This is a genomic window from Virgibacillus sp. MG-45 (assembly GCF_036409425.1).
In the GTDB taxonomy this organism is placed as follows: domain Bacteria; phylum Bacillota; class Bacilli; order Bacillales; family Amphibacillaceae; genus LDC-1.
The window spans coordinates 42,980-66,134 of the sequence record NZ_JAXOFU010000013.1; the positions used below are offsets into that span (position 1 = coordinate 42,980).

The window sequence follows — 23,155 nt, forward strand, 5'->3', positions numbered from 1 at the left end:
TTTTGAAAAATGAACAGATTCTCTACTCTGTTTTTGCCGGAATCTTAAAGGTAAAGGTTGTACCATGTTCTAGCTTACTTTTAACAGATATTGTGCCTTGATGTGCATCAATAATATTTTTAGCAATCGCCAGACCTAATCCAGTACCTTTCTTCTTTTTGTTTCTTGTGCGAGACTTATCCGCTTTATAAAAGCGTTCAAAAACAAACGGAAGGTCTTCTTCTGGAATTCCACTTCCACTATCCTCTACTTCTGCGTGAAAATTGTTTCCATCATAGCGCACAAATAGGCTCACAAATCCATTTTCACTCGTATGTCGAATGGCATTATCAATTAAGTTCGTAAAGACTTGTTCAATGCGATCAGGATCAAAACAACCTATGTCCTGCTGTAATGATGTTTTCAACCTAAGATCAATGTGATTATCGTCTGAAATCCCTTTAAATTTACGCACAATCCGTTTAATATACGGCTCTAGCTCCACCTGCTCTTTATGCAATTGAATATGCCCTGCTTCCATGCGTGCAAGATCGAGTAGCTCATTTACAAGTCTGCTTAAGCGTAGCGATTCTTCATAAATGATTTGTGCAAGCTCGTTTTTTTCCTCTTTCGATTCTGCAATATCATCAACAATCGCTTCGCTATACCCTTGTAGCATAGAAATAGGTGTTCTTAATTCATGCGAAACGTTCGCAATAAAATCCTTTCTGAGCTTGTCCAGTCTTCTTTCTTCAGTCATATCACGAATAACCGCAACTGCTCCTCGAACGTACGATTGATCATATAAAGGGGTCATAATCATAACCCAGCTTCGTCCTTGTAATGTAATTTCTTCAAGTACTTCATTTTCACCTTGAATTACTTCTTTCAAAATCGATTGTAATGGCGTTGGTAGCTTCATTTGACCTTCTTTAAATGGGATATTCATTTCATAGTACCAATCCTCGATAAAGCGATTGGCTGGTGGATTTGTCACAATCATTTCACCTGTTCTACTCAATGTAATCACACCATCCGCCATCGAGCTGACAATACTTGAAAGCTGTTCTTTTTCTTGACGAAGCGCATTTATATGAAATTTAAGCTGCCTTCCCATACGGTTAAAAGCCATTGCTAATTCACCGATTTCGTCATGTGTCAAAATGGGTACTTTCGTATTAAACTCTCCCCGTGTAAGATCAAAGGCGGCTTCACGCATCTTTATAAGTGGTGAGGTGATCCGGGTCGAAAGAAAGAACGCAAAAATCGTCGTCAAAATAATGGCAATTCCTGCTGCTAAGAAAATAATTTGCGTTGTTTCAGCCTTTGTTTGATCCACGACACCAAGGGATTGATAAATGACAACTGCACCATTTCCACCGTCAATTGGAACACCTACGACTAACGCACCCATTTCATCTTCTGGAAGGTCAATTTGTTCTTTAACCTTTTGCCGATTTGCTAATACATGCTGCAAGTTCGCTTCATTTTGAAGCCATGTTTCACTAATGTTAGAAAGATGTGGATCGCTGCTATTTGAAACCCAAACCGATTGATCAGGGAAATAAATAATAATCCTACTTGCCGGATCTTTTACACGCTCTGTTGTTTCAATTGTCAAAGCATGATCATCATACTGCTGCACCATGACAGATACCTTGGTTGCTGTTTGAAGCATATCCTTTTCCGCTTCATCAATATGGAAATTTTCGAAGAATTCCAGTAAAAGAATTGTTAAAATAAATAACACGAAAGAAACTAGCAATAAAATTGTTATTGCTAGTTTACCTACTACGCTTCGCCAAAACATTATTCTTCATCCACCTCAAATTTATAGCCAACACCCCATACGGTTACAATCATTTTAGCAGCGTCTTTTGAAACATTGTTCAGTTTTTCACGAAGCCTTTTTACATGGGTATCGACGGTTCTAAGATCACCAAAAAATTCATACTGCCATACTTCTTTTAAAAGATGCTCGCGATTAAATACTTTATCAGGTGCTTTTGCTAAGAAACAGAGAAGCTCATATTCCTTTGGTGTTAAACTTACCTCTTTTCCATCAGCAGTTACGCGATGTGCATCATGATCAATTGTTAAATGCGGAAAAACAAGAATATCTTTCGCCTGTGTCTCCGTTTCATTATAATTAGATGCAGAGGATCTTCTTAATAGTGCTTTTACGCGAAGCACAACTTCACGTGGGCTAAATGGTTTTACGATATAATCGTCAGTACCTACTTCAAACCCTTGCACTCTGTTTGATTCTTCTCCTTTTGCCGTTAACATGATAACAGGTGTGTTTTTTTCTTTACGCAGCTCCTGACAAACTTCTATCCCATCCATTTCAGGCATCATCAAATCAAGAAGAATAATATCATAATTCTTTTTTAATGCTAATTCTAGTGCTTCTTGTCCATTTTCAGCTTCTTCTATGATAAAATCCTCTCGCTCCAAATACATACGTATTAAGCGGCGAATTCTCTCTTCATCATCAACTACAAGCACTTTCGTTTTTGCTTCCATAAGAGGACCCCCTATTAACGATAAACATTCTATTTCTTAGTATAAACGAAACTGTTAAAAATGTATAAGAAAAAACATGATATCCATGTTGTTTTCCTACTGGACACCATGTTTTTCATTTTTTTAAACCCTACAGCTATTACTTACGCATAGGAGTGTAATCCAGCAAGTAATAGATTCACTCCTATTAAATTAAACATGATAATGGCAAATCCACCTACTGCAAGCCATGCAGAACGTTCCCCGTGCCATCCTCTTGATAGACGTAAATGTAAAAAAGCTGCATAGAAGAACCAGGTTATTAATGCCCATACTTCTTTCGGATCCCAACCCCAAAAACGATCCCATGCTATTTGTGCCCATATGGCTGCAAAAATCAATCCACCTAAAGTAAATACCGGAAATCCAATTGCAACTGCGCGATAGCTTACTTCATCTAACAAATCAGGATTCGCTTTTTTTAATATAGGTTGAATAGCAGCACCAATACGTTTTCTTAATGCTAACCTTGTTAAAAGGTATAGCAATGTTCCTGTAAGGAAAGACCAAATGAGTGTATTAAATTTACGAGGTGCATCCTTACCATGCATCCATTCCGGCGTTTCAAACCATGGCTCCATCGTACCTTGTGTCATTGCTTGTGCTTCTTTAGGGCCAACAATTGGCGGCATATGATAATTAGCAGTTACTTCATTACCGTTTTCAACATAGTTAAACTTAGCTTCATAGCCTGTAATATTAAAGATGACCGTAATGACGCTAAATCCAATAAACAATACTAGCGTATAGAGAATTAGCTCTAACCAGGTTGTACGCTTACTTGACACAGATTGGTCAATTTGGCGAATGAGATATATGAGTCCAGCAACAAAGCTAATTGCTAATATCCCATTCCCTAAAGCAACGGTTGTTACATGAATATATAACCAGTGACTTTGTAGTGACGGAACAAGAGGTGCAATATCTCTTGGAAACATACTTGCATAAGCAATAACAATCATTGCCACTGGAAGCGCAAATAATCCAAGAATTGTAAATCGATATATAAAATAAAGAATAATAAACGCGAGCACCATTGCCATTCCGAAAAATGTAACAAATTCAAACATATTACTTACTGGCGCATGTCCACTAGCCATCCACCTCGTAACGAAATAAACGAGTTGAGCTAAAAATCCAATCACTGTAAGTGAAATACCAATCTTTTCCGCAAGCCCTTTTTGATTGCTATTTTTGTTTTGTTTGATCGTTGCTCCGAAAAATGCCGTTGCAATCAAGTATAAAATAAAAGCAGTATAGAGCATCGTACTACTTATTTCTAGTAAGTTCCCCATCCAAACTCCTCCTTAAAAGTGAGTGCTATTTATCTAATTCTTGTTGATCTCTTACATTATTTACAGATGTATTGGCAATTGCTTTTTCAATATCTTTCTTTAGTCCAAACCAATTTTTATTCGTATGTGCCGCTAATAGCAATATATTTTGATTTGGATGAATCCATATGCGGCGATGCTGCCAATACATTCCCTGTATAACCCCAATCATAAATATAAGTGCACCTAATCCAAATAAAGGTAGTGTGTAATCTCGTCGAACAGTTAGTCCACTAGCGTTTCGAACATCAAAATCAGTTATTCCTAGTTTATATTCATTCTCTCCCGTAGCATCGATATTTCTTCCAATACCTGCAAAGCTGATTTCAACATCATCTTTGTTTGGTGGATAAACAAGAAAAACAAATGCAGGGTTGCGCGGATAATTTGTTTTTGATTTTGGCTGTCCATTGTACAATTCATAGTCTGGTAAATAATCATCAATCTTTACGACAAATCCATTATCCAGCTTGTACTCATTCTTTGGATTAGTAAGGTCAATTTGAAACGTATCGATAGCTTTTTCTTCTGGATCATCCGTTTTATGAAGCTTAAAAGACATGCTAGTAAATTCATTTAGCTGATAACCTGCTTGATACAACGTATAGCCATCAAACTTCAATGGGTGATTTAAGCGAATTTCGTCCTCTTTTACCTTTTCTAATTCCTTTGTTGAACCGACAACACCATCATCTTTCACTTTGTAAATAATAGCATTCGTCTGAAAATTACTCGGAATCATTTCGCCTTGTTTCTTGATCGCTTCTTTAAATCTCTCGTCGTTTTCATCATATGTTTCCAATATAAATTTTTTGTTTTCAATAAAATATTCCCCGTCAGTACCAGGAATGACTACTTGCTCTCCTTCACGTACCCAAACATATTGATCAAGATAAAAAAGTGGTGTCGTTCTTAATAATGCTGCGATTAAAATAATAATTAATCCAATATGGTTTACATATGGCCCCCACCTAGAGAATCTCCCTTTCTCTGCAAGGATATGGCCATTATCTTCACTTATTTTATAGCGCTGACGTTGGAGCTCGGTTTTTAATTGTTCTACTTCATCATCTGACACGTTGTCTGTTTCACTATAAAAGCGTTGACGACTAATAAACGTTTTATGACGCTTGGGTTTTTGTCTTTTTAGTGCCTTATACAATGGCACAAATCGATCTAAACTACAAATTACAAGTGAAACGCCAATTAATGCGATTAAAAGCATGTACCACCATGAACTATAAAGATTATGAAGACCTAGCTGATAAAAAATTTTACCGAAAATGCCATAACGATCTTCATAGAATACTGCTGGATCACGAGAAATCGCATCAGTAGGTATGTATTGTTGTTGTGGATAGATAGTTCCTATTGCTGATGCAATTAAAGCGATGACAATTAACCATACACCAACTTTAACTGATGAAAAAAAAGCCCAAGTTTTATCGATAAATGACTTATTGTACGTTTGCGATCGTCTTGCAGTCCCGTCATAACGCATATTTAATAATTTTTTCGTATCATTACCATCGATATGCTGATTTTTCTCAATAGGCTTCCCACATGCTTCACAAAGAACTGTCCCCTCTGGATTTACATGACCACATTCACACTTAATGTTATTCATCTATATCTCTCCATCCTTATCAGTTTGAAGCTGGTTGGATGTCCTTTAAATGCCCTTCTAATTTTTCTAATGTTAGGGCACCCTCCACCTTCTCAATAATTACCCCTTCTGGATTGATAAAATAAGTAGTAGGAATTGGGCCGATTTTATATAATTCTCTGACTAAGCTTTTGTTGTCAAAAGGAATTGGAAATGTAAGATCATATTTTTCAATAAATTTTTCAACAACAAATTCTGTTGCATCTAAACTTACCGCAATAATTTCTACCCCTTTATCCTTATATTCTGGATATAGTTTTTGCATATAAGGCATTTCCTCTTCACACGGCTTACACCAAGTTCCCCAAAAATTTAACATGACCCCTTTTCCTTTAAAATCACTTAATTGCACCGATTCAAGCTCATTAAATTGGTTGACTTGTTGAAGTTTAAAATCTGGTGCTTCATCTCCTACCCCATAAATTGCTTTATCCTTCTGAAAATTAGCGACCAATGCATAGACAATTGCGGCAAGCAAGATCACCAAAATGATTGACCGGAAAATAAGCCGGTTCCTCTTTTTCCCCTTTTTAGTAGCCTTTATTTGATCTAAGCTCATTGAAAATCACTCCTCGCACCATTATACCATTTTGCCATAGTGTTAATTATGACTATTATTTAACATTTTTTGCCGCTAGATTATACATTTGTTTTACTTCTTTAGGAGTGAGTGTGCGATATGCTCCTGGTTGAAGGCCTTGTAAATTTAATAAACCATATTTTTCTCTTCGCAGTTTAACAACTGGAAAGCCCAATTGCTCCATCATCCTTCGAACATGTCGATTTTTTCCTTCTTGTAAAGTTAATTCAAGTAGCATTGTATTTTTGCGTTTATCAACAGAAAGAATTGTGTAATTTTTAATCTTTAATAAATCCTTTTTATCTCGAACCCCTTTACGGAGCTTTGCTAAATCAAGTTTACTTGGAATACCCTTTATTTTAGCTACATATACTTTTTCAACCCCGTGTTTTGGGTGCATTAATAAATTTGCAAATTCGCCATCATTCGTTAATAGTAAAATTCCTGAAGTATCGTAATCCAGTCTCCCGATTGGAAAAACTCTTTCTTCAATCTCTGGTAGTAGATCAGTAACAACCTTGCGATCCTTATCATCTTTCACACTGGAGATCACACCCCGTGGCTTATAAAGCAAATAATAAACAGGAGCTTCTTTTTCTAGCTTTACACCATTAACTTCTATCACATCTTGATGTGAAACTTTTATACCTAACTCGGTAACAACCTTTCCATTAACTTTTACTTTTCCTTCCGTGATCAAGGTTTCTGCTTTTCTTCTAGAAGTAACACCACTCTGAGCAATTACCTTCTGCAGTCTTTCTAGTGTATTTGTCATTATATCACCTAATATCCTTTTGATTGTTTCCTATCGTTTATCCATAATGGAAGTTAACTATTCGTCAACATAAATAATAGCGTTAACGAATTGTTAACGCTAGTTATACGTACTATCCAAAAATGAGTGTAACGATAACCACTGATGCTAGTATACCAATGAGATCGGCTAATAGTCCAACCTTAAGTGCATACCCCATTTTTCGGATTCCGATTGCCCCAAAATATACGGTTAAAATATAGAGTGTTGTATCGGTACTTCCTTGCATGGTGGATGCTAGTCTTCCAATAAACGAATCGGGCCCATGTGTAGAAATAAGTTCAGTTGTCATACCTAGGGCTGCTGTTCCTGAAATGGGGCGAACAAGTGCCAATGGGATAATATCTGGTGGAATACCAATTAAAGCTAATAATGGCGTAATAAGTTCGATGAATGCTTCAAGTGCACCAGAGCTTCTAAGTATCGAAATGGAAACAATCATCCCAACTAAAAAAGGCAATAAAGATACTGCCATTTTGATACCTTCTTTACCTCCTTCTACAAACAGTTCATAGGAAGGTATTTTTTTCCACGTGGCGGTGAGTAGAATGAGTAAAAGGATAAAGGGAATAAGCCAAGCACTAACCGTCGTTATGAAACTCATCTTAATTCCTCCGTATACTTCGATAATAGAATATACGATCAATTATTAAAGCACTTATTGTTGAAATAACCGTTGCTATAATCGTTGTCCCTACTATCTCTGTTGGTGCCATCGAATCATATTGCATTCGAATTGCGATTACTGTAGTTGGAATAATCGTTAGGCTAGACGTATTCATCGCTAAAAATGTAATCATAGATCTTGAAGCGTGGTCTGAGTCACCGGATAACTCCTTCATTTGTTCCATTGCTTTAATACCCATTGGTGTTGCTGCATTTCCGAGACCAAACATATTTGTCGTAAAATTTGATAAAATATAGCCAATTGCAGGATGGTCGCTTGGAATATCAGGAAAAATCTTAAGTACAATCGGTCGAAACAATTTAGCGAGCCCGTTCAAGATTCCTGCTTTTTCAGCGATGCGCATCATACCCAACCAAAAGACAAGTGTACTTATTAATGTGATAGATAGGGAAACGGCATCCTCGGCACTAGTAAAAATCGCTTTATTTACATCATCCATTGTGCCATTGAACATAGCATAAAGAATGCCTATGATCGCCATTGCCGCCCAAATAAGATTGACCATATTACTCAACCCTCATAATTTGCTTTATAACGACAGATAAAGTTTTTGTAAATGTCACTTCATCTGCTGTTCGAATGGAAGCATGAATCGGTACCTCTCCGATTTCTTTTTCATTCAAATAGTAAATCGTTTTCCCTATCGCTATTTGGTGATTCCGGTTTTCTTTCCTTAATAGAAACGATTTCTTTTTGATGTTGTTCTTTTCTTGTTCATCTAGTGGATAGAAAATAGCGTCTTTAATCGCCCCTTCGACGATCTCTTTATTTAGCTTGTACAATTGCAAACCCGTTTCATCTAGCTTTTCTAAATCATAATTCGAATATCCCCACTCGTATAAAGAAATGTGATCATTCCAATCATCTGGGGCGTTAAATGTAACTGCAATAAGATCCATGTTTTCCTTTTTCGCAGATGATACTAATGTTCTTCCAGCTATTTTCGTATATCCAGTTTTTCCTCCGGTGCAAAAGTCATAATAGCGTGTTAATAGTTTATTTTTGTTCCGCCATGCGTAAGTTCTTTTCTCTGACTTATAACTCTCTGTGCTTGAAATTTTTCGAAAGGTTTTATTGTCCATCGCGTATTTCATGAGTAAGGCCATATCATAGGCTGTTGAATAATGATTGTTCGAGTGTAGTCCATGGGGATTTTCAAAATGTGTATTTGTCATCCCTAACCAACGTGCTTTTTCATTCATTAAATAAACAAAGCCTTCCATACTACCGCCGATATGTTCTCCAATCGCTACTGCTGCATCATTACCAGATCGAAGCATTAACCCATACAAAAGATCTTCAATCGACATTTTCTCTCCTTGCTCTAAATAAATGGATGAGCCTTCCGTATAGATTGCTCTCCTGCTAGCCTTTGCTATCTCGTCCATTTTTCCAGATTCAATAGCAACTATTGCTGTCATTATTTTCGTTATACTAGCAATTGGTTGTTTTTCATGCGCTTTTTTTTCATACAATACTCTTCCGCTAGATTGTTCCATTAGGATGGCGTTATTTGCAGACACCATTGGTCTAGCTTGTCCATGAACAGTTGAAACTAATGTAAAAAATAACACGATTAAAATCGAAACATATCGCATAGCCGGTGTCCCTCCAGATCAATATATCTGTACATTCTATGCAATAATATGTAGGATATGCGTAAACATTATTCCTTCCAAAATAAGGTCCAAACCATTCTGCACACAAAAAAGCTCTTCCTAAATTAGGAAGAGCTTGATGATAGTTCATTTTCTTCGATTTGCTCCTGAAAGCGTTCAAAAAATAAATCAGCTTCTTGTTCAATAGACTCTGTATCAACTTGCTCTGGTAATGGAGGTAATTCCTGTATGGATGTAAGCCCAAAAAAGGTTAAGAAGTCTTTACTCGTCCCAAAAAGCACCGGTCGTCCGACTCCTTCTTTTCTTCCAACTTCTTCGATAAAGGATCTCGCGAGCAACGTTTGTACGGATCGATCACTTTTCACTCCGCGAATTTCATCTATTTCTGTCCGAGTTATCGGCTGCTTATATGCAATAATTGCTAACGTTTCTAACGCTGCTTGCGACATTCGCTGTGTATTAGGCGTCTCTAATAACCTTTTATGAAATAGACTATGCTCTGGTTTTGTACTCAAGTGAAACACTTGATGTGATTCCATTATCATAATACCTCGATTGGAATGATCGTAGTCATATTTTAATTCTTCTATTAAATGTTCTACAGATGATTGCGATATTTCTAGAATCGTTGCCATTTGTTTGATTGTAAGACCATCATCTCCACTAGCGAACAATAACCCTTCTAGTATTGCTTTGTAATTCGTCACTTCCACCTACTATCATCCTCTACTTTACTTATTATGATTGCTTTAAACCTACTTTGTAGTATGTAATTAATAAGGAATCAAAATTTTTTTCTTGCATACAATGTACTTCTTTTTTCTTCATCAGCTCAAGTATTGCCATGAAAGTAACAACAATGTGCGACCGAGAATGATAAGGAAATAGCTGATCGAACAAAACAGGCTCAGAAGTTTGTTTAACAATTGTAAGCACTTCATCCATTCGTTGTTCAATAGAAATATCAGTTCTTTGTATCTTTGTATCAAGTGGCTCATTCCACTTTTTTCGTTCGAACATTTTCCCTAATGCAGAAATCAAATCGTATACGGATACATCGCCTTTTTCAACGGGTGGTTTAATATCTATATCTTGAAACACAACTGGCGGTCTTGTAAATATTTGATTTGCATCAATCTCTTTTTCCTTTAATGCTTCTGCTGCATTTTTAAATTTTCGATATTCGATTAATCGTTGCATCAGTTCTTCGCGTGGATCCTCTTCATATTCATCAATCTCATCCAAGACTTCCTGTTTTGGCAATAGCATCTGACTTTTAATTGCAAGTAAAGTTGCAGCCATGACAAGATACTCACTAGCAATATTCAACTCCAGCTTTTGCATCGTATGTATATAATGCATATATTGCTCTGTTATTTGGGCAACTGGTATATCATAAATATCAATTTCATAGCGGTTAATTAAATGCAACAATAAATCGAGTGGCCCTTCAAATGTCTCCAGCTTAACCTTATATGCTTGATCCATGGATTACGCCCCTTCACTCTAAAAAAGTAATTAATTATCATAAACGCCTATACAAAAAAAGCAAATCCAACATAAATTAATAACGTAAGATAAATGTTACCATAAAACATTTATGTTAAGAAGAAAAAGGAGGAATCTCATTATGGGTGCAGGATATGGTTATGGTGGAGGTTTTGCGTTAATCGTTGTATTATTTATTCTTTTAGTAATCGTTGGTGCTGCTTGGTTTTAATATAAATAAAGCAGGCTAACGAATTGCTGCTTTCTCATTAATGAATTAGGAGCAAAAACCCGGTCTTAAAATAGGGACCGGGTTTTCTCATATTTCATCATTAGTCTCACATTTTTGATAAAACTGATTCGTACGTTCGTTTGCACAAACGGTATATTTCTCCTGATACATTTGATGGATTTCATTGACCATCTTTTTCCCGATTCCGGCATTACGATGAGATGGATTAACGGAAATGTGCTGGATAATTGCTTTTCCACCAGCTTCAATTTTCAACCCGATAGCACCTAATACATCATCTTCTTTCCAAAGATAAAGGTGCCAATCTGGATTCGTCTCATATTCTTTAATTGTCTCTTGAAGCTTTTTTATATCTTTTCCTTCTTGCATAAAAGATAGTAGCCCCATTGCAATTTTTTCAAAGTTTTTTTTAAAGCGTATTAACATAACTATCCCTCATTATAAATAACTTAGAGATATTGACCATGCCTTTATTACTTGAGAACCTTAAACAATCAGATCTCCACATTAAAGAACAAATAGGAACCAATAAGCTATTCCCCATCCAAGTGCAACAAGCAAAAGGATAATTAACAGTAAGATGTTCTTTTTTCGCAAATTCAATTTTTACCATTCCTTTATAAGCATTGCCATAATTATCGTTATCATACCATACTATTCATAAATTGTGTTGCTATTCTTTAAATATTAGCTTAAATAAGATATAACCGTCCGACTTTTTATCCTTTCGTTTAAATGGAATCAAATTAATAATCCCAATCCATAGATTAAACAAAAGAAAAAGCAGGAGGATCTCATTTGGATAGATTCCCATCAATAGACCGACAACGAATGCACAGAGTATGCTAAAAAACGGACCACCAATTGTGATAATCGCCATTTCAAACGGTCGATATGGTATAGAGCGCACATTTGTTGCCATCCCACCTAAAAAATAAAAAAGATGAATGGTAACTGTTACCCTTCTTAAAGAAAATGTTGCAATGGGTTTCCCTATTCCAATCGAAAGCAACATATGATCAGCTCCAGTAATTCTTGCGCCAATCATATGTCCACATTCATGAATTGTATTGCTTATAGGTGCAATAAGCAGAATGAAAAGAAGAATAAAGAGAAGGGTTGTCATATCATCGGGTTATTCTGCCTCAACCCGTATTTCTTTCATGACATCACCATTATTCATTGCCTTTACTGTATCCATTCCTGAATTTACTTGACCAAAAACTGTGTGTACACCATCTAGATGTGGTTGAGGCTCGTGCACAATAAAGAACTGACAACTACCAGTATCCTTGCCAGCATGTGCCATAGATAAAGAACCAGCAACATGCTTATGTGGATTTCCTGAAGTTTCACAATTTATTGTATAGCCTGCAGATCCTGTCCCATTACCTACTGGGCAACCACCTTGGCTAACAAAGCCAGGAATGACACGGTGAAAAGTTAATCCATCATAAAATTTATCATTTGCTAGCTTTTCAAAGTTACTTACCGTATTAGGTGCTGCATCTTCAAATAATTCAAATTCTATCTTTTCTCCAGTTTCCATTAAAATATAACCTTTTTTCATCTTCAATCTTTCCTTTTTCGTTTATTTATAAATCATGTTTATGTTACCACTATTAGCTTGAAAATTAAACAATGAAATCTTATATATAAGACAAATCGTTTTGAACAACATCTTCGTATGATTCACGACGAATGACTAAAGCTGACTTTCCTTCCTCTACAAAAACTACTGCTGGTTTTGCAAATCGATTATAATGATTTGCCATGGAATATCCGTAGGCACCGGTAGAAAAAACAGCTAAAATATCGCCAGAATCAACCTTTGGTAAGCTGAGGTCCCATATTAACATATCTCCTGATTCACAGCATTTCCCTGCTACTGAAACAGTTTCTGTGTTTTCATCTACTACTCGATTTGCAAGAACTGCCTCATATTTCGCTTGATACAAGGAAGGGCGTAAATTATCAGTCATTCCTCCATCTACGGAAATATACTTTCGGACTCCAGGGATATCTTTTGTTGCACCAATCGTGTATAGTGTAATCCCTGCATCACCAACGATTGATCTACCAGGTTCTATCCAAATCTCAGGCATGGGTAGTTGCAATTGCTCTGCCTGTTTACGTACTGTATCTATGATTGCTTCTACATAGACAGGTAAAGAAGTCGGTTGATCCGCTTCTGTATAACGTATACCAAATCCACCGCCTAAATTGAGAACATTAGGTGCGTATCCGTATTTTTTATGCCACGATTTTAATTCTTTAAATAATACAGCAGCAGCAAAAGTAAATCGCTCTGTTTCAAATATTTGTGAACCAATATGACAATGAATTCCCTGAAGTTTAATGTGATTGAGCTCCTGTACTTTCTGAAATGCTTGTTCTGCTTGTCCATTACCTACGTTAAAACCAAATTTTGAATCCTCATTACCGGTCATTATATATTGATGTGTATCAGATTCAATTCCTGGTGTAACGCGTAATAATACATTCATTTCTTTATTGTATTCCTTTAGAAGCCGTTCGAGTAAATCAATTTCATGAAAGTTATCTACAATAACGCAACCAATATTGTTTTCTATTGCCATGATTAACTCTCGTTCACTTTTGTTATTTCCATGAAAATGAATTTTTTCGACAGGAAAATCTGCTTGTAAAGCTGTATAAAGCTCTCCCTCTGAAACTACATCAATGGAAAGTCCTTCCTGCTTCATTACTTGTAAAATTGCAATCGAAGAAAATGCCTTACTTGCATATGCAACTTCTGCTTTTACACCATGTTTTTTAAATGTATTTACAAAAGAACGACAATGCTTCCGAATTAAACCAACATCATAGACAAACAACGGTGAACCAAATTCTTTAATTAATTCAATTGTATCTAATCCACCAATCATTAAATGGTTTTCTTTATTTATCTCAAAAGGAAAATTTTTTATTGACATGGCAATCCTCCGTATGACTTTTTTGAATAAAAACACTTTACCACACAATATTCTAAAACAAAAGAATTTTTATTATGTGGATAAAAGATAGTTAAACAAAAACACGGCTTATTTGCCGTGTTTTGCAGCTATTATTTTCTATTTCTTTTAACGGGTTGACTATATTCATCTTTTGGATGAACTATACTAGGGCGTCTGTTTAATAAAGGTGTCGGTAACCTTAAAATAAACCGGAATAAAGCATTAGCATTAAATGGAATAAATGGCCATAAATATGGTGTTTTAAATGCATTTAAGCTGATTAAAAATAAAAGGCTAATCGTAACGCCTACGACAAATCCTGGAACACCGAATATAGCCGTCGTTATAACAAGAAAAAGCTTCATAATTTTGTTTGCAACACTCAATTCATAGCTTGGCGTTACATAGGAACCAATCGTACTAATCGCAACATATAAAATTACCTCTGGACTAAATAATCCAACATCTACTGCAATTTGTCCAATTAGCACTGCGGCTACTAGACCTAAAGCTGTAGCTAATGGTGTAGGTGTATGGACTGCGGCCATACGTAGAAATTCTACTCCTATTTCTGCGAAAATAATTTGTAAATAGATAGCCACATTTCCTTCTTCATTCGGACCTATGAATGATAATGATTTAGGTAGTAAGGAAGGATCCATTGTAAAAAGTAGCCAAAGTGGTAATAAATATAACGATGATAAAACAGCTAATAATCTTATCCATCGAATAAAAGTCCCTACCGCTGGAGATTGTCTCATTTCTTCAGCGTGTTCCAGACAATTGAAAAAAGTAGTCGGTAAAATAATAATACTAGGAGAAGTGTCAACATAAATAAGTACATGCCCATCTAATAATTGACGCGCCGCTACATCAGGTCGTTCTGTATATTTAACCATTGGAAATGGGTTCCACTTTCCACCAAGAATAAATTCTTCTAACGTTTTATCAGCCATTGGAATTCCGTCAACATCAATCGCACTAATTTTTTCTTTTGCATACTGTACAAACTCATCATCGGCAACATCCTGTAAGTAACTAATACAAATATCTGTTTTAGAACGCTCCCCAACCTTCATTACTTCATTTCGAAGACGCTCATCTCGAATTCGTCTCCGCGTCAATGCTGTATTCTCGACAATATTTTCTGTAAATCCATCTCGAGAGCCACGTATTACTCGTTCAGTATCTGGCTCATCAGGAGTTCTTCCTGGATAATGACGCACGTCCAATACAAAAGAATAGGAAAGACCATTTACAAAGATAGCGACAAGTCCAGAAAGCACTTGATCAACAACTTCATCCATGGTTTTTACCTTTTCTACTTGTTCATGAACTAAACGATTTTCTATAATTTCTGCCGCTTTCTTTTCTTGTACTTCGTGATCATTTATATTAACTAGTTCTTGCATTAATTGCACAATAATTGAGCTATCTACTAGTCCATTAACATAATAAAGTTGTACTTTCGTTTTTAAAATAACAATTTCTCGCATTCCAAAATCAAACGACTTTCCAAGACCAGCTTTTCTTTTCATGTAAGCTTCTACATTTTCTGTTTTTTGTGGAACGACTGTAGCTTGCACGTTTTATTTCACTCCAATCGATACTATAATCTTTCGAGAATTAACCATTGAAATAATGATCCAATTATTTTTCCAAATACAACGGCCATAACTAACCACAATAGATACCCTTGTATACCAATTCTTTTTGTTAATATCGGAAATACATTTAGTACCTCAGTTAACGCTGCCGCAAGCATTCCATTAAAAACTCCATGCAGTGCACCCCACAAAAGGAGTAATATAATCGATTGCTTTGAAACGATATCTGTAAATGATAAATACGTTCCAAATAAAGCCCCAGCAATAGCACAAATTCCGTACAATTGCACGAGGTGATAATTGTTTGCTAATTGTATTAGCCTTGGAATTACTCCTAACACCGTTAAAAAAGCAACAAAACCAGAACCGACAGCAATCCCACTAGCAAAGCCGATAATGACTTCAGTTAACTTAATGAGGAGAACGGTGTTCATCGATTATGTTTTCGTGATGACCAATATAATTATCAATGGATTGCTGGTAATTAAAAATTTCAACTTCTAACGGACTTGGTTCTTCATTGAATCGCTTATTAAACCAATGATTAAAAAACAAAAGCATTCCTGCTCCTAAACCGAAAGAATATGGAATCTGGAGCCATAACGGATATTTTGTATATTCTCCTGTCAGTAAATAATGAATCCGCTGCTGAACGACCTGCATACTTACATCATAATGAAAGTTCACAATCGTCATCGCTGTTCCAATGAAGAGAATAATCCAAGCAAAGGCTGTAAGTAAGATGGAGGAATGTTTCCGTACTTTATGAACACGAATAACTGTATTTGTTGGTCCAATTAATTGAATCTCAATCTCGTTAAACTGTGTTGTTAAATGTTCGACGATTAGAAAGCTATCAATCACAACAAGATTATTATCTTTTTTTGTAATGCGATATATTGGCATGTTCTCCAACCTTGATTTTAAGTCATGTGATAAAGTTGAAAGATAAGCGATATCCTTTAATCGTATTTCTCGCATTTCTTTTATATCGAGGTTCTTTTTCATCCGTATATAAACAAGCTGCTTCATCACAGTCCCTCCTTTTACATCTGTACTTCCTTCTTATTATTCGTTGATTCCTAAATTTTATAAGTGTTATCTGAAAAATGCTCTATATTAGTTCAATTAATACCAACTGAAAATTGCATTATTATTTATTTCACAAATAAAAAAATCACCACAATTTGTAGTGATTTTAAAGGTTCATCTTTTCTTTCATATCGTGCAATATTTTTTTTTCTAATCGAGAAACTTGTACTTGTGATATTCCAAGACGTTCAGCAACTTCTGATTGTGTTTGATCTTTATAATACCGCAAATATACGATAAGCCTTTCCCGTTCATCTAACCCGCGAATTGCTTCTTGTAGTGAAAGCTTATCAAACCAACTTGATTCATCCTCGGCTATTTGATCTAATAACGTGATTGGATCACCATCATTTTCAAATACCGTTTCGTGAATGGAATGTGGAGCTTTACTTGCTTCTTGAGCATGAACTACTTCTTCTGCAGTTATGTCTAATGCATTGGCGATCTCAGAAACCGTTGGTGATCTTCCTAATTTTTTTGTTAATTCATCTTTTTTTCTACGTACTTTGTTGCCGATTTCTTTCAGTGAACGACTTACTTTGACACTGCCATCATCTCGTAAAAATCGTTGTATTTCTCCGATAATCATTGGAACAGCATAGGTGGAAAAACGTACATCATAAGACAAATCAAATTTATCAATCGATTTGATTAAACCGATACTACCTATTTGGAAGAGATCCTCTGGGTCATATCCTCTATTAAGAAAGCGTTGAACTACTGACCATACCAATCGTACGTTTCGTTCTACCAGAATATCTCGTGCTGCTTTATCTCCATGTTGACTTCGGTAAATAAAGTCTTTTACTTGTGCGTCAGTCAAGGCATCCTTCATATCTTGTTTCACATTAACATCCATAGACAGCTTCCTAATTACGAACCGTTTTACTTTTTAATAACTGTTTTTTCATGTAAACGGTCGTTCCTTTTCCTGTATGGGATACTACCTCAACTGAATCCATGAAATTCTCAATAATTGTAAAACCCATTCCGGATCTTTCAAGCTCTGGTTTCGACGTGTATAACGGTTCTCTTGCCTCGTCGACATTTTCAATACCGATTCCCTCATCACGAATAATTAATTCGATCTCATCTTCATACAACATACAGCTTATCGCCACTTTATGATTTGGCTCATTATTATAGCCATGAATAATTGCATTTGTAACTGCTTCTGAAACGACGGTTTTAATTTCCGTAAGCTCATCCATCGTTGGATCAAGCTGCGCTACAAATGAACCAATGGTCACACGTGCAAAAGATTCATTTTCACTCACACTCGAAAACTCAATATACATTTCGTTTTTCATGAAGCCACCCCCAACGTAGCTAATGCATAATTCTCATTTTCCTCTAATCGAATAATTTTAAAGAGACCCGACATTTCAAACAAACGTTTGATTGAAGGTTCAATAGAGCAAACAATCATTTCTCCACCTAATTGTAAAACCTCCTTATACCGTCCTAAAACCACCCCAAGTCCCGAACTATCCATAAACGTCACAGCTTCTAAATTAAGAATGACATGTTTGATTGCATTTTTATACATCATATCCTTCCAATTTTCTCGTAGAGCTTCTGCTTCATGATGATCTAACTCACCTTGAAGCCTTACAATTAAAACATCTTCTCTCACATGAAATGAATAGGTTAATCCCATTTAATTTCCTCCTTACTTTCCTTTGTAGGTTAAGTTCTTTATTAAATGGGAGAAATCCTGCTTAAAGACAAAAGAAGTAACAATTCGTCTAAAATAGATGAAATTATTTTGCTTTCGACATATCTTGCATTGCTCGTTTTAATAAAGTGAAATAGGAAGCTTTTTCAATTGGCTGTTCGACAACTAGCTCCGATTTCCCAATAATGTCCTTTCCTTTATAAATCGTTAGAAATCCAACAGCATCTCCTTTATTTAAAGGTAATTTAATATTGTTATTGATACTAATAGACGTTGTAATATTATCGATTTCCTCACCCTTCTTATAAAGGATACTTAAGGATTGTGGCGTAATAACTTTAAAATTGCTCTGCTCCGCTTTTAGGAGGTCAAGTCTAGTAATGATTTGTCCTTTTTTAAACAGTTGTTTCGTTTCATAATGGTTAAATGCATAATCAAGCATTTGGGATGTGACCGCATTTCTTTTCTTGATTGTATTTGCTCCCATAACAACAGATATAACACGCATATCTCCTTTTTTTGCTGTAGCAGTTAAGCAATATTTCGCTTCATTTGTATAACCCGTTTTTAATCCATCCACACCAGGATAAAATTTCACAAGCTTATTTGTATTTACTAACCAAAATTCGTTCTCTTGTCCTTTTCGTAAATAATCTTCATAAATAGATGTATACTCTGTAATTGATTCGTATTTAAGAAGCTCCTTTGAGATAATTGCCATATCGAATGCGGTACTATAATGCTCTTCGGCTGGTAGTCCAGATACATTTTGAAACTTCGTATTTTCTAAGCCGAGCTCACTAACCTTTTTATTCATCTTTTCTACAAAGGCTTCCTCACTACCTGCAATTCTTTCTGCTAAAGCAACACTAGCATCATTTCCCGAGGCAATTGCAACTCCTTTTATTAGATCATTAACAGTCATTTCTTCTCCCGCTTCCAAAAATACTTGTGACCCTCCCATTGAAGCTGCATTTTCACTTACCCGAACAACTTCATCTTTTTGGAGTTTTCCTTTCTCTAGTTCTTCCATAATTAATAAAAGGGTCATTATTTTCGTCATACTTGCTGGTGGTAACTGTTCATGCGCATTTTTATCATAAAGCAGTTTTCCTGTATCGCGTTCAATCAAAATTGCTGATTTAACGTCCTCGGCAAAGTTTAACTTACTATAATCCTCATTTGTCTTTTCATTCACTTGTTGGCCATGCACGGGAATGCTTGTGATAACATACATAAAACAGATGATCCAGGTAATTACTGCATACTTTTTCATTGTTTACCCTCCAACACATAATATAAATATAGTGTTGCCATTCAACCTGGCATTTATAACAAAAAAAAACACACATAAAAAATGTGTGTTTTGATTAGCTATCCAGATTTTCGATTATTCGGTAACGACATTATAGATTAATGTTGGTGGTGTAACTGTTTCTGTGGAAATATTAATATTGGCATACAGCTTATCCATCACATCTTGTACATCCTCTGAATTGCTGTGAATCGTTAATAAAGCTTCGCCCTCTTGAACAGGATCGCCGACTTTTTTGTGCAACACAATACCAACTGCTAAGTCAATGATTGATTCTTTGGTAGCTCTCCCAGCACCAAGCATCATTGCTGCTGCACCTATTTCATTTGCAACAATCTCTGCAACTGTACCAGATTTTTTAGCTATTAATTCTATTTGATATTTGGCCTGTGGCAATTGTTCGGGGTGATCTACAACCGTTGCATCGCCACCTTGGGAAGCTAAAAATAGCTTAAAGTGTGCGAGTGCCTTCCCATTGCGTAGATTTTCTTCGAGCATTGCTCTTGCATCCTCAATTGTCTTCGCTTTTTGAGCTAGAACAACCATTTGACTACCTAGGGTTAGACAAAGTTCTGTTAAATCATCTGGACCATTTCCTTGGAGTGTATCAATTGCTTCCTTAATCTCTAATGCATTCCCAATAGCTCTTCCTAGTGGTTGGCTCATATCCGAAATAACTGCCATTGTATTCCGACCTACTTTATTGCCAATCGATACCATTGCATGTGCTAATTCCTTCGCATCCGTTTCATTCTTCATAAACGCACCTGCACCCGTTTTAACGTCTAAAACAATGGCATCTGCACCTGCTGCTATTTTTTTACTCATTATAGAGCTAGCAATTAATGGAATAGAACTAACTGTTGCAGTAACATCTCGCAAGCTATATATTTTCTTGTCAGCAGGCGTCAAATTTCCAGATTGACCAATAACAGCAACTTTATTTTTATTTACTAAGTCAATAAATTCATCATTTGAAATTTCCACATGAAAACCAGGAACTGCTTCTAGCTTATCGATAGTTCCTCCTGTGTGTCCAAGTCCTCGTCCACTCATCTTAGCAACTGGAACATCAACAGAAGCTACTAAGGGTGCAAGAATCAATGTCGTTGTATCTCCAACCCCACCTGTTGAATGTTTATCTACTTTAATTCCGTCGATTGCAGATAAATCGATTTTATCACCAGATTCAACCATTGCAGTTGTTAATATTGCCCGTTCCTCTTGATTCATATCCTGCAAATAAATTGCCATTAAAAGCGCACTTACTTGATAATCTGGTATGGAACCATCTGTATACCCATTAACAAAAAATTCAATTTCATCTTTGGTCAGTGCTTTCCCATCTCTTTTTTTCTCAATGATGTCATACATTCTCATTTTTGATCACCTTTTTCATATTAGTTTGGTAAAGACAGAATAATTTTCTTTATAAAGCGCAAGAAATCCTCTCTTACTTTATCTGTCGTTTCAATTACCTCTTGATGAGTTAATGGTTGCTCTAAAATACCAGCTGCCATATTAGAAATACATGAGACTCCAAGCACACGTAAACCAGCATGTGCTGCGATAATAACTTCAGGAACAGTAGACATTCCTACAGCATCGCCACCTAATGTGCGCAACATGTTAATCTCTGCAGGAGTCTCATAGCTAGGTCCTGTATTTCCAACATAAACCCCCTGACGTACGTCTAATTTAAGATTCTGTGCACAGTCTAAAGCAATTTGGATATATTCCTTATCATAAACAGATGACATATCTGGGAATCGAACGCCAAACTCATCGTCATTTGGTCCGATTAATGGATTTGTACCCATGTTATTAATATGGTCAGTAATAATCATTAAGTCGCCAGGTTCAAATGCTTTATTAATTCCTCCCGCAGCATTTGTGACGATGATCGTTTCAATCCCGAGAAGTTTCATGATTCGAACCGGGAAAGTCACTTGCTCCATACTATATCCTTCATAAAAATGAAATCGTCCTTGCATTGCGATCACTTGTTTTCCATTTAACTCTCCTACTACAAGCTGTCCCTTATGTCCTGACACAGTAGAAACCGGGAAATGCGGTATTTCCGTATAAGGAATCGTAACTGGATGCTCTATTTCATCAGCTAGTACTCCTAAACCTGATCCTAATATTAAACCTATTGTCGGTGTCTCCTTTAAATGAGACTGAATAAATGCACTTGCTTCTTTTAATGCAGCATGTTTCATTTTAAATTCCCCCTTACCTCTTATTTAATTTCTGATAAAAAGCTTGTGCCATGATTTGGTTGTTGAATCGCAAAATTATCAGCTATGGTAGCTCCGATATCTGCAAATGTTTTTCGGATTGGAAGCTGTCTGCCAACATCAATTGATGTATGATAAATGAGTAATGGCACATATTCTCGTGTATGATCCGTTCCATGGTGAACAGGATCATTACCATGGTCTGCAGTAATGATTAATAAATCATCATCCGTTAGCTTCTCAAAAACTTCTGGAAGTCTTGCATCATATGCTTCTAACGCTTTTCCATAGCCAATTGGATCTCGACGATGCCCATACTTGGCATCGAAATCAACTAAGTTAAGAAAGCTGATGCCTGTAAAATCTTTATCCATTGATTGAATAAGCTTCGTCATTCCATCTTCATTATCTACCGTTCTTATTGCTTCCGTTACACCTTCTCCATCATAAATATCAGAGATTTTTCCTAAAGCAATCACATCGTGCTTATTGTCTTTTAATTCATTCATCACCGTTCTGCCAAAGGGCTTTAACGCATAATCATGACGGTTTGAAGTTCTTTCAAATGCTCCTGGCTTCCCAACAAAAGGACGAGCAATCACTCTGCCTACCATGTATTTTTCATCTAATGTAAGCTCGCGAGCTATTTCACAAATTCGATAAAGCTCCTCTAATGGTACAACTTCTTCATGTGCTGCAATTTGTAAAACCGAATCAGCAGAAGTATAAACAATGAGTGCACCTGTTTTCATGTGCTCCTCACCGAGTTCATCGAGAATAGCAGTACCTGAAGCAGGCTTATTTCCAATAATAGCTCTACCGGTTTTACTTTCCAATTCATTTATTAACTCAGCAGGAAATCCATCCGGAAACGTCTGAAATGGTTTTTGAATGTTTAGCCCCATAATTTCCCAATGACCAGTCATTGTATCCTTCCCGTTTGAAGCCTCTTCCATTTTCGTAAAGTGAGCTAAAGGAGTTGATTGCTTTTCAACACCTTTAATTTCGCGAATATTACTAAGACCAAGCTTTGCCATATTAGGCATATTCAAGCCACCCATTTGCTCCGCAATATGTCCTAATGTATCTGCACCGACATCGTTAAATTTAGCAGCATCTGGTGCCTCACCAATTCCTACTGAATCCATTACAACTAAGAATACACGTTTAAAGTTTTTCATTCAATTTCCCTCCTATATATGATTTACCCAAATAATCAATTCATATTCGATTAAGAAGTATGATGTCAGACAACTTTA

At 36.1% G+C, this 23,155-nt stretch carries 26 protein-coding genes; 1 reads left to right on the forward strand and 25 read right to left on the reverse strand.

Annotated elements, in window-relative coordinates:
- Positions 1 to 22: 22 nt before the first annotated feature.
- The 11 genes from SPK86_RS13350 to SPK86_RS13400 all read right to left on the reverse strand — a co-directional run bounded on the left by SPK86_RS13350 (position 23) and on the right by SPK86_RS13400 (position 10,733).
- Complete coding sequence (locus SPK86_RS13350) at positions 23 to 1,789, reverse strand: ATP-binding protein (RefSeq protein ID WP_330949585.1); 1,767 nt, start codon at positions 1,787 to 1,789, stop codon at positions 23 to 25.
- Positions 1,789 to 2,505, reverse strand: a complete 717-nt coding sequence (locus tag SPK86_RS13355) for a response regulator transcription factor (protein WP_284141255.1) — start codon at positions 2,503 to 2,505, stop codon at positions 1,789 to 1,791. Before SPK86_RS13355 ends, SPK86_RS13350 begins: the two co-directional genes overlap by 1 nt.
- 143 nt (positions 2,506 to 2,648) lie before the next feature.
- On the reverse strand, positions 2,649 to 3,839 hold the full coding sequence (gene ccsB, locus SPK86_RS13360) for a c-type cytochrome biogenesis protein CcsB (protein WP_284141254.1): 1,191 nt from the start codon (positions 3,837 to 3,839) through the stop codon (positions 2,649 to 2,651).
- Positions 3,840 to 3,864: 25 nt separating this feature from the next.
- Complete coding sequence (gene resB, locus SPK86_RS13365; RefSeq protein WP_330949587.1) at positions 3,865 to 5,505, reverse strand: cytochrome c biogenesis protein ResB; 1,641 nt, start codon at positions 5,503 to 5,505, stop codon at positions 3,865 to 3,867.
- Between the two features lie 19 nt (positions 5,506 to 5,524).
- On the reverse strand, positions 5,525 to 6,103 hold the full coding sequence (resA, locus tag SPK86_RS13370) for a thiol-disulfide oxidoreductase ResA (RefSeq protein ID WP_330949588.1): 579 nt from the start codon (positions 6,101 to 6,103) through the stop codon (positions 5,525 to 5,527).
- Between the two features lie 55 nt (positions 6,104 to 6,158).
- Entirely contained in the window at positions 6,159 to 6,899 is a 741-nt protein-coding gene (locus SPK86_RS13375; protein ID WP_284141251.1) for a pseudouridine synthase, read from the reverse strand.
- A 112-nt stretch (positions 6,900 to 7,011) separates the two neighbouring features.
- The gene (locus tag SPK86_RS13380; RefSeq protein ID WP_284141250.1) at positions 7,012 to 7,542 is read right to left on the reverse strand and encodes a spore maturation protein; all 531 of its coding nucleotides are present in this window, start codon (positions 7,540 to 7,542) and stop codon (positions 7,012 to 7,014) included.
- A 1-nt stretch (position 7,543) separates the two neighbouring features.
- On the reverse strand, positions 7,544 to 8,131 hold the full coding sequence (locus SPK86_RS13385) for a nucleoside recognition domain-containing protein (RefSeq protein WP_330949589.1): 588 nt from the start codon (positions 8,129 to 8,131) through the stop codon (positions 7,544 to 7,546).
- A 1-nt stretch (position 8,132) separates the two neighbouring features.
- The gene (locus SPK86_RS13390) at positions 8,133 to 9,224 is read right to left on the reverse strand and encodes a D-alanyl-D-alanine carboxypeptidase family protein (RefSeq protein WP_330949590.1); all 1,092 of its coding nucleotides are present in this window, start codon (positions 9,222 to 9,224) and stop codon (positions 8,133 to 8,135) included.
- A 125-nt stretch (positions 9,225 to 9,349) separates the two neighbouring features.
- On the reverse strand, positions 9,350 to 9,958 hold the full coding sequence (gene scpB, locus SPK86_RS13395; RefSeq protein WP_284141247.1) for an SMC-Scp complex subunit ScpB: 609 nt from the start codon (positions 9,956 to 9,958) through the stop codon (positions 9,350 to 9,352).
- A 25-nt stretch (positions 9,959 to 9,983) separates the two neighbouring features.
- Entirely contained in the window at positions 9,984 to 10,733 is a 750-nt protein-coding gene (locus SPK86_RS13400; protein ID WP_284141246.1) for a segregation/condensation protein A, read from the reverse strand.
- A gap of 142 nt (positions 10,734 to 10,875) precedes the next feature.
- Here SPK86_RS13400 and SPK86_RS13405 point away from each other — a divergent pair, with 142 nt between their 5' ends.
- Positions 10,876 to 10,965: a YjcZ family sporulation protein gene (locus tag SPK86_RS13405; protein WP_284141245.1), complete on the forward strand. Its 90-nt coding sequence runs from the start codon at positions 10,876 to 10,878 to the stop codon at positions 10,963 to 10,965.
- An 87-nt stretch (positions 10,966 to 11,052) separates the two neighbouring features.
- On the opposite strand, the gene SPK86_RS13410 is transcribed toward SPK86_RS13405, so the two are convergent.
- From SPK86_RS13410 to deoB, 14 genes are all read right to left on the reverse strand, one after another.
- Positions 11,053 to 11,412 (reverse strand): GNAT family N-acetyltransferase, encoded by a 360-nt coding sequence (locus tag SPK86_RS13410; RefSeq protein WP_284141244.1) that lies wholly within the window; start codon positions 11,410 to 11,412, stop codon positions 11,053 to 11,055.
- A 247-nt stretch (positions 11,413 to 11,659) separates the two neighbouring features.
- On the reverse strand, positions 11,660 to 12,112 hold the full coding sequence (locus tag SPK86_RS13415; RefSeq protein WP_284141243.1) for a site-2 protease family protein: 453 nt from the start codon (positions 12,110 to 12,112) through the stop codon (positions 11,660 to 11,662).
- Positions 12,113 to 12,121: 9 nt separating this feature from the next.
- Positions 12,122 to 12,556: a peptidylprolyl isomerase gene (locus SPK86_RS13420; protein ID WP_330949591.1), complete on the reverse strand. Its 435-nt coding sequence runs from the start codon at positions 12,554 to 12,556 to the stop codon at positions 12,122 to 12,124.
- A gap of 79 nt (positions 12,557 to 12,635) precedes the next feature.
- Positions 12,636 to 13,943, reverse strand: coding sequence for a diaminopimelate decarboxylase (lysA, locus tag SPK86_RS13425; protein ID WP_330949592.1), 1,308 nt, complete (start codon positions 13,941 to 13,943; stop codon positions 12,636 to 12,638).
- Positions 13,944 to 14,074: 131 nt separating this feature from the next.
- A complete protein-coding gene (locus SPK86_RS13430; RefSeq protein WP_284141321.1) occupies positions 14,075 to 15,502 on the reverse strand; it encodes a spore germination protein in 1,428 nt (475 codons plus the stop codon).
- A gap of 71 nt (positions 15,503 to 15,573) precedes the next feature.
- A complete protein-coding gene (locus SPK86_RS13435; protein ID WP_284141240.1) occupies positions 15,574 to 16,005 on the reverse strand; it encodes a stage V sporulation protein AB in 432 nt (143 codons plus the stop codon).
- Entirely contained in the window at positions 15,983 to 16,603 is a 621-nt protein-coding gene (locus SPK86_RS13440; protein ID WP_330949594.1) for a stage V sporulation protein AA, read from the reverse strand. The genes SPK86_RS13435 and SPK86_RS13440 overlap by 23 nt, the downstream gene beginning before the upstream one ends.
- 166 nt (positions 16,604 to 16,769) lie before the next feature.
- Positions 16,770 to 17,522, reverse strand: coding sequence for an RNA polymerase sporulation sigma factor SigF (gene sigF / locus SPK86_RS13445; protein ID WP_284140311.1), 753 nt, complete (start codon positions 17,520 to 17,522; stop codon positions 16,770 to 16,772).
- 10 nt (positions 17,523 to 17,532) lie between these two features.
- Positions 17,533 to 17,973 (reverse strand): anti-sigma F factor, encoded by a 441-nt coding sequence (gene spoIIAB / locus SPK86_RS13450; RefSeq protein WP_330949595.1) that lies wholly within the window; start codon positions 17,971 to 17,973, stop codon positions 17,533 to 17,535.
- Positions 17,970 to 18,323 carry an anti-sigma F factor antagonist gene (spoIIAA, locus tag SPK86_RS13455; protein ID WP_284140313.1) on the reverse strand — a complete coding sequence of 118 codons (354 nt, stop codon included), beginning with the start codon at positions 18,321 to 18,323 and terminating at the stop codon, positions 17,970 to 17,972. Before spoIIAA ends, spoIIAB begins: the two co-directional genes overlap by 4 nt.
- 103 nt (positions 18,324 to 18,426) lie before the next feature.
- A complete protein-coding gene (locus SPK86_RS13460; RefSeq protein ID WP_284140314.1) occupies positions 18,427 to 19,617 on the reverse strand; it encodes a D-alanyl-D-alanine carboxypeptidase family protein in 1,191 nt (396 codons plus the stop codon).
- A 114-nt stretch (positions 19,618 to 19,731) separates the two neighbouring features.
- Positions 19,732 to 21,036 carry a pyrimidine-nucleoside phosphorylase gene (locus tag SPK86_RS13465; RefSeq protein ID WP_284140315.1) on the reverse strand — a complete coding sequence of 435 codons (1,305 nt, stop codon included), beginning with the start codon at positions 21,034 to 21,036 and terminating at the stop codon, positions 19,732 to 19,734.
- 20 nt (positions 21,037 to 21,056) lie between these two features.
- Entirely contained in the window at positions 21,057 to 21,878 is an 822-nt protein-coding gene (locus SPK86_RS13470; RefSeq protein WP_284140316.1) for a purine-nucleoside phosphorylase, read from the reverse strand.
- 20 nt (positions 21,879 to 21,898) lie between these two features.
- The gene (gene deoB / locus SPK86_RS13475; protein WP_284140317.1) at positions 21,899 to 23,077 is read right to left on the reverse strand and encodes a phosphopentomutase; all 1,179 of its coding nucleotides are present in this window, start codon (positions 23,075 to 23,077) and stop codon (positions 21,899 to 21,901) included.
- Between the last annotated feature and the right edge of the window lie 78 nt (positions 23,078 to 23,155).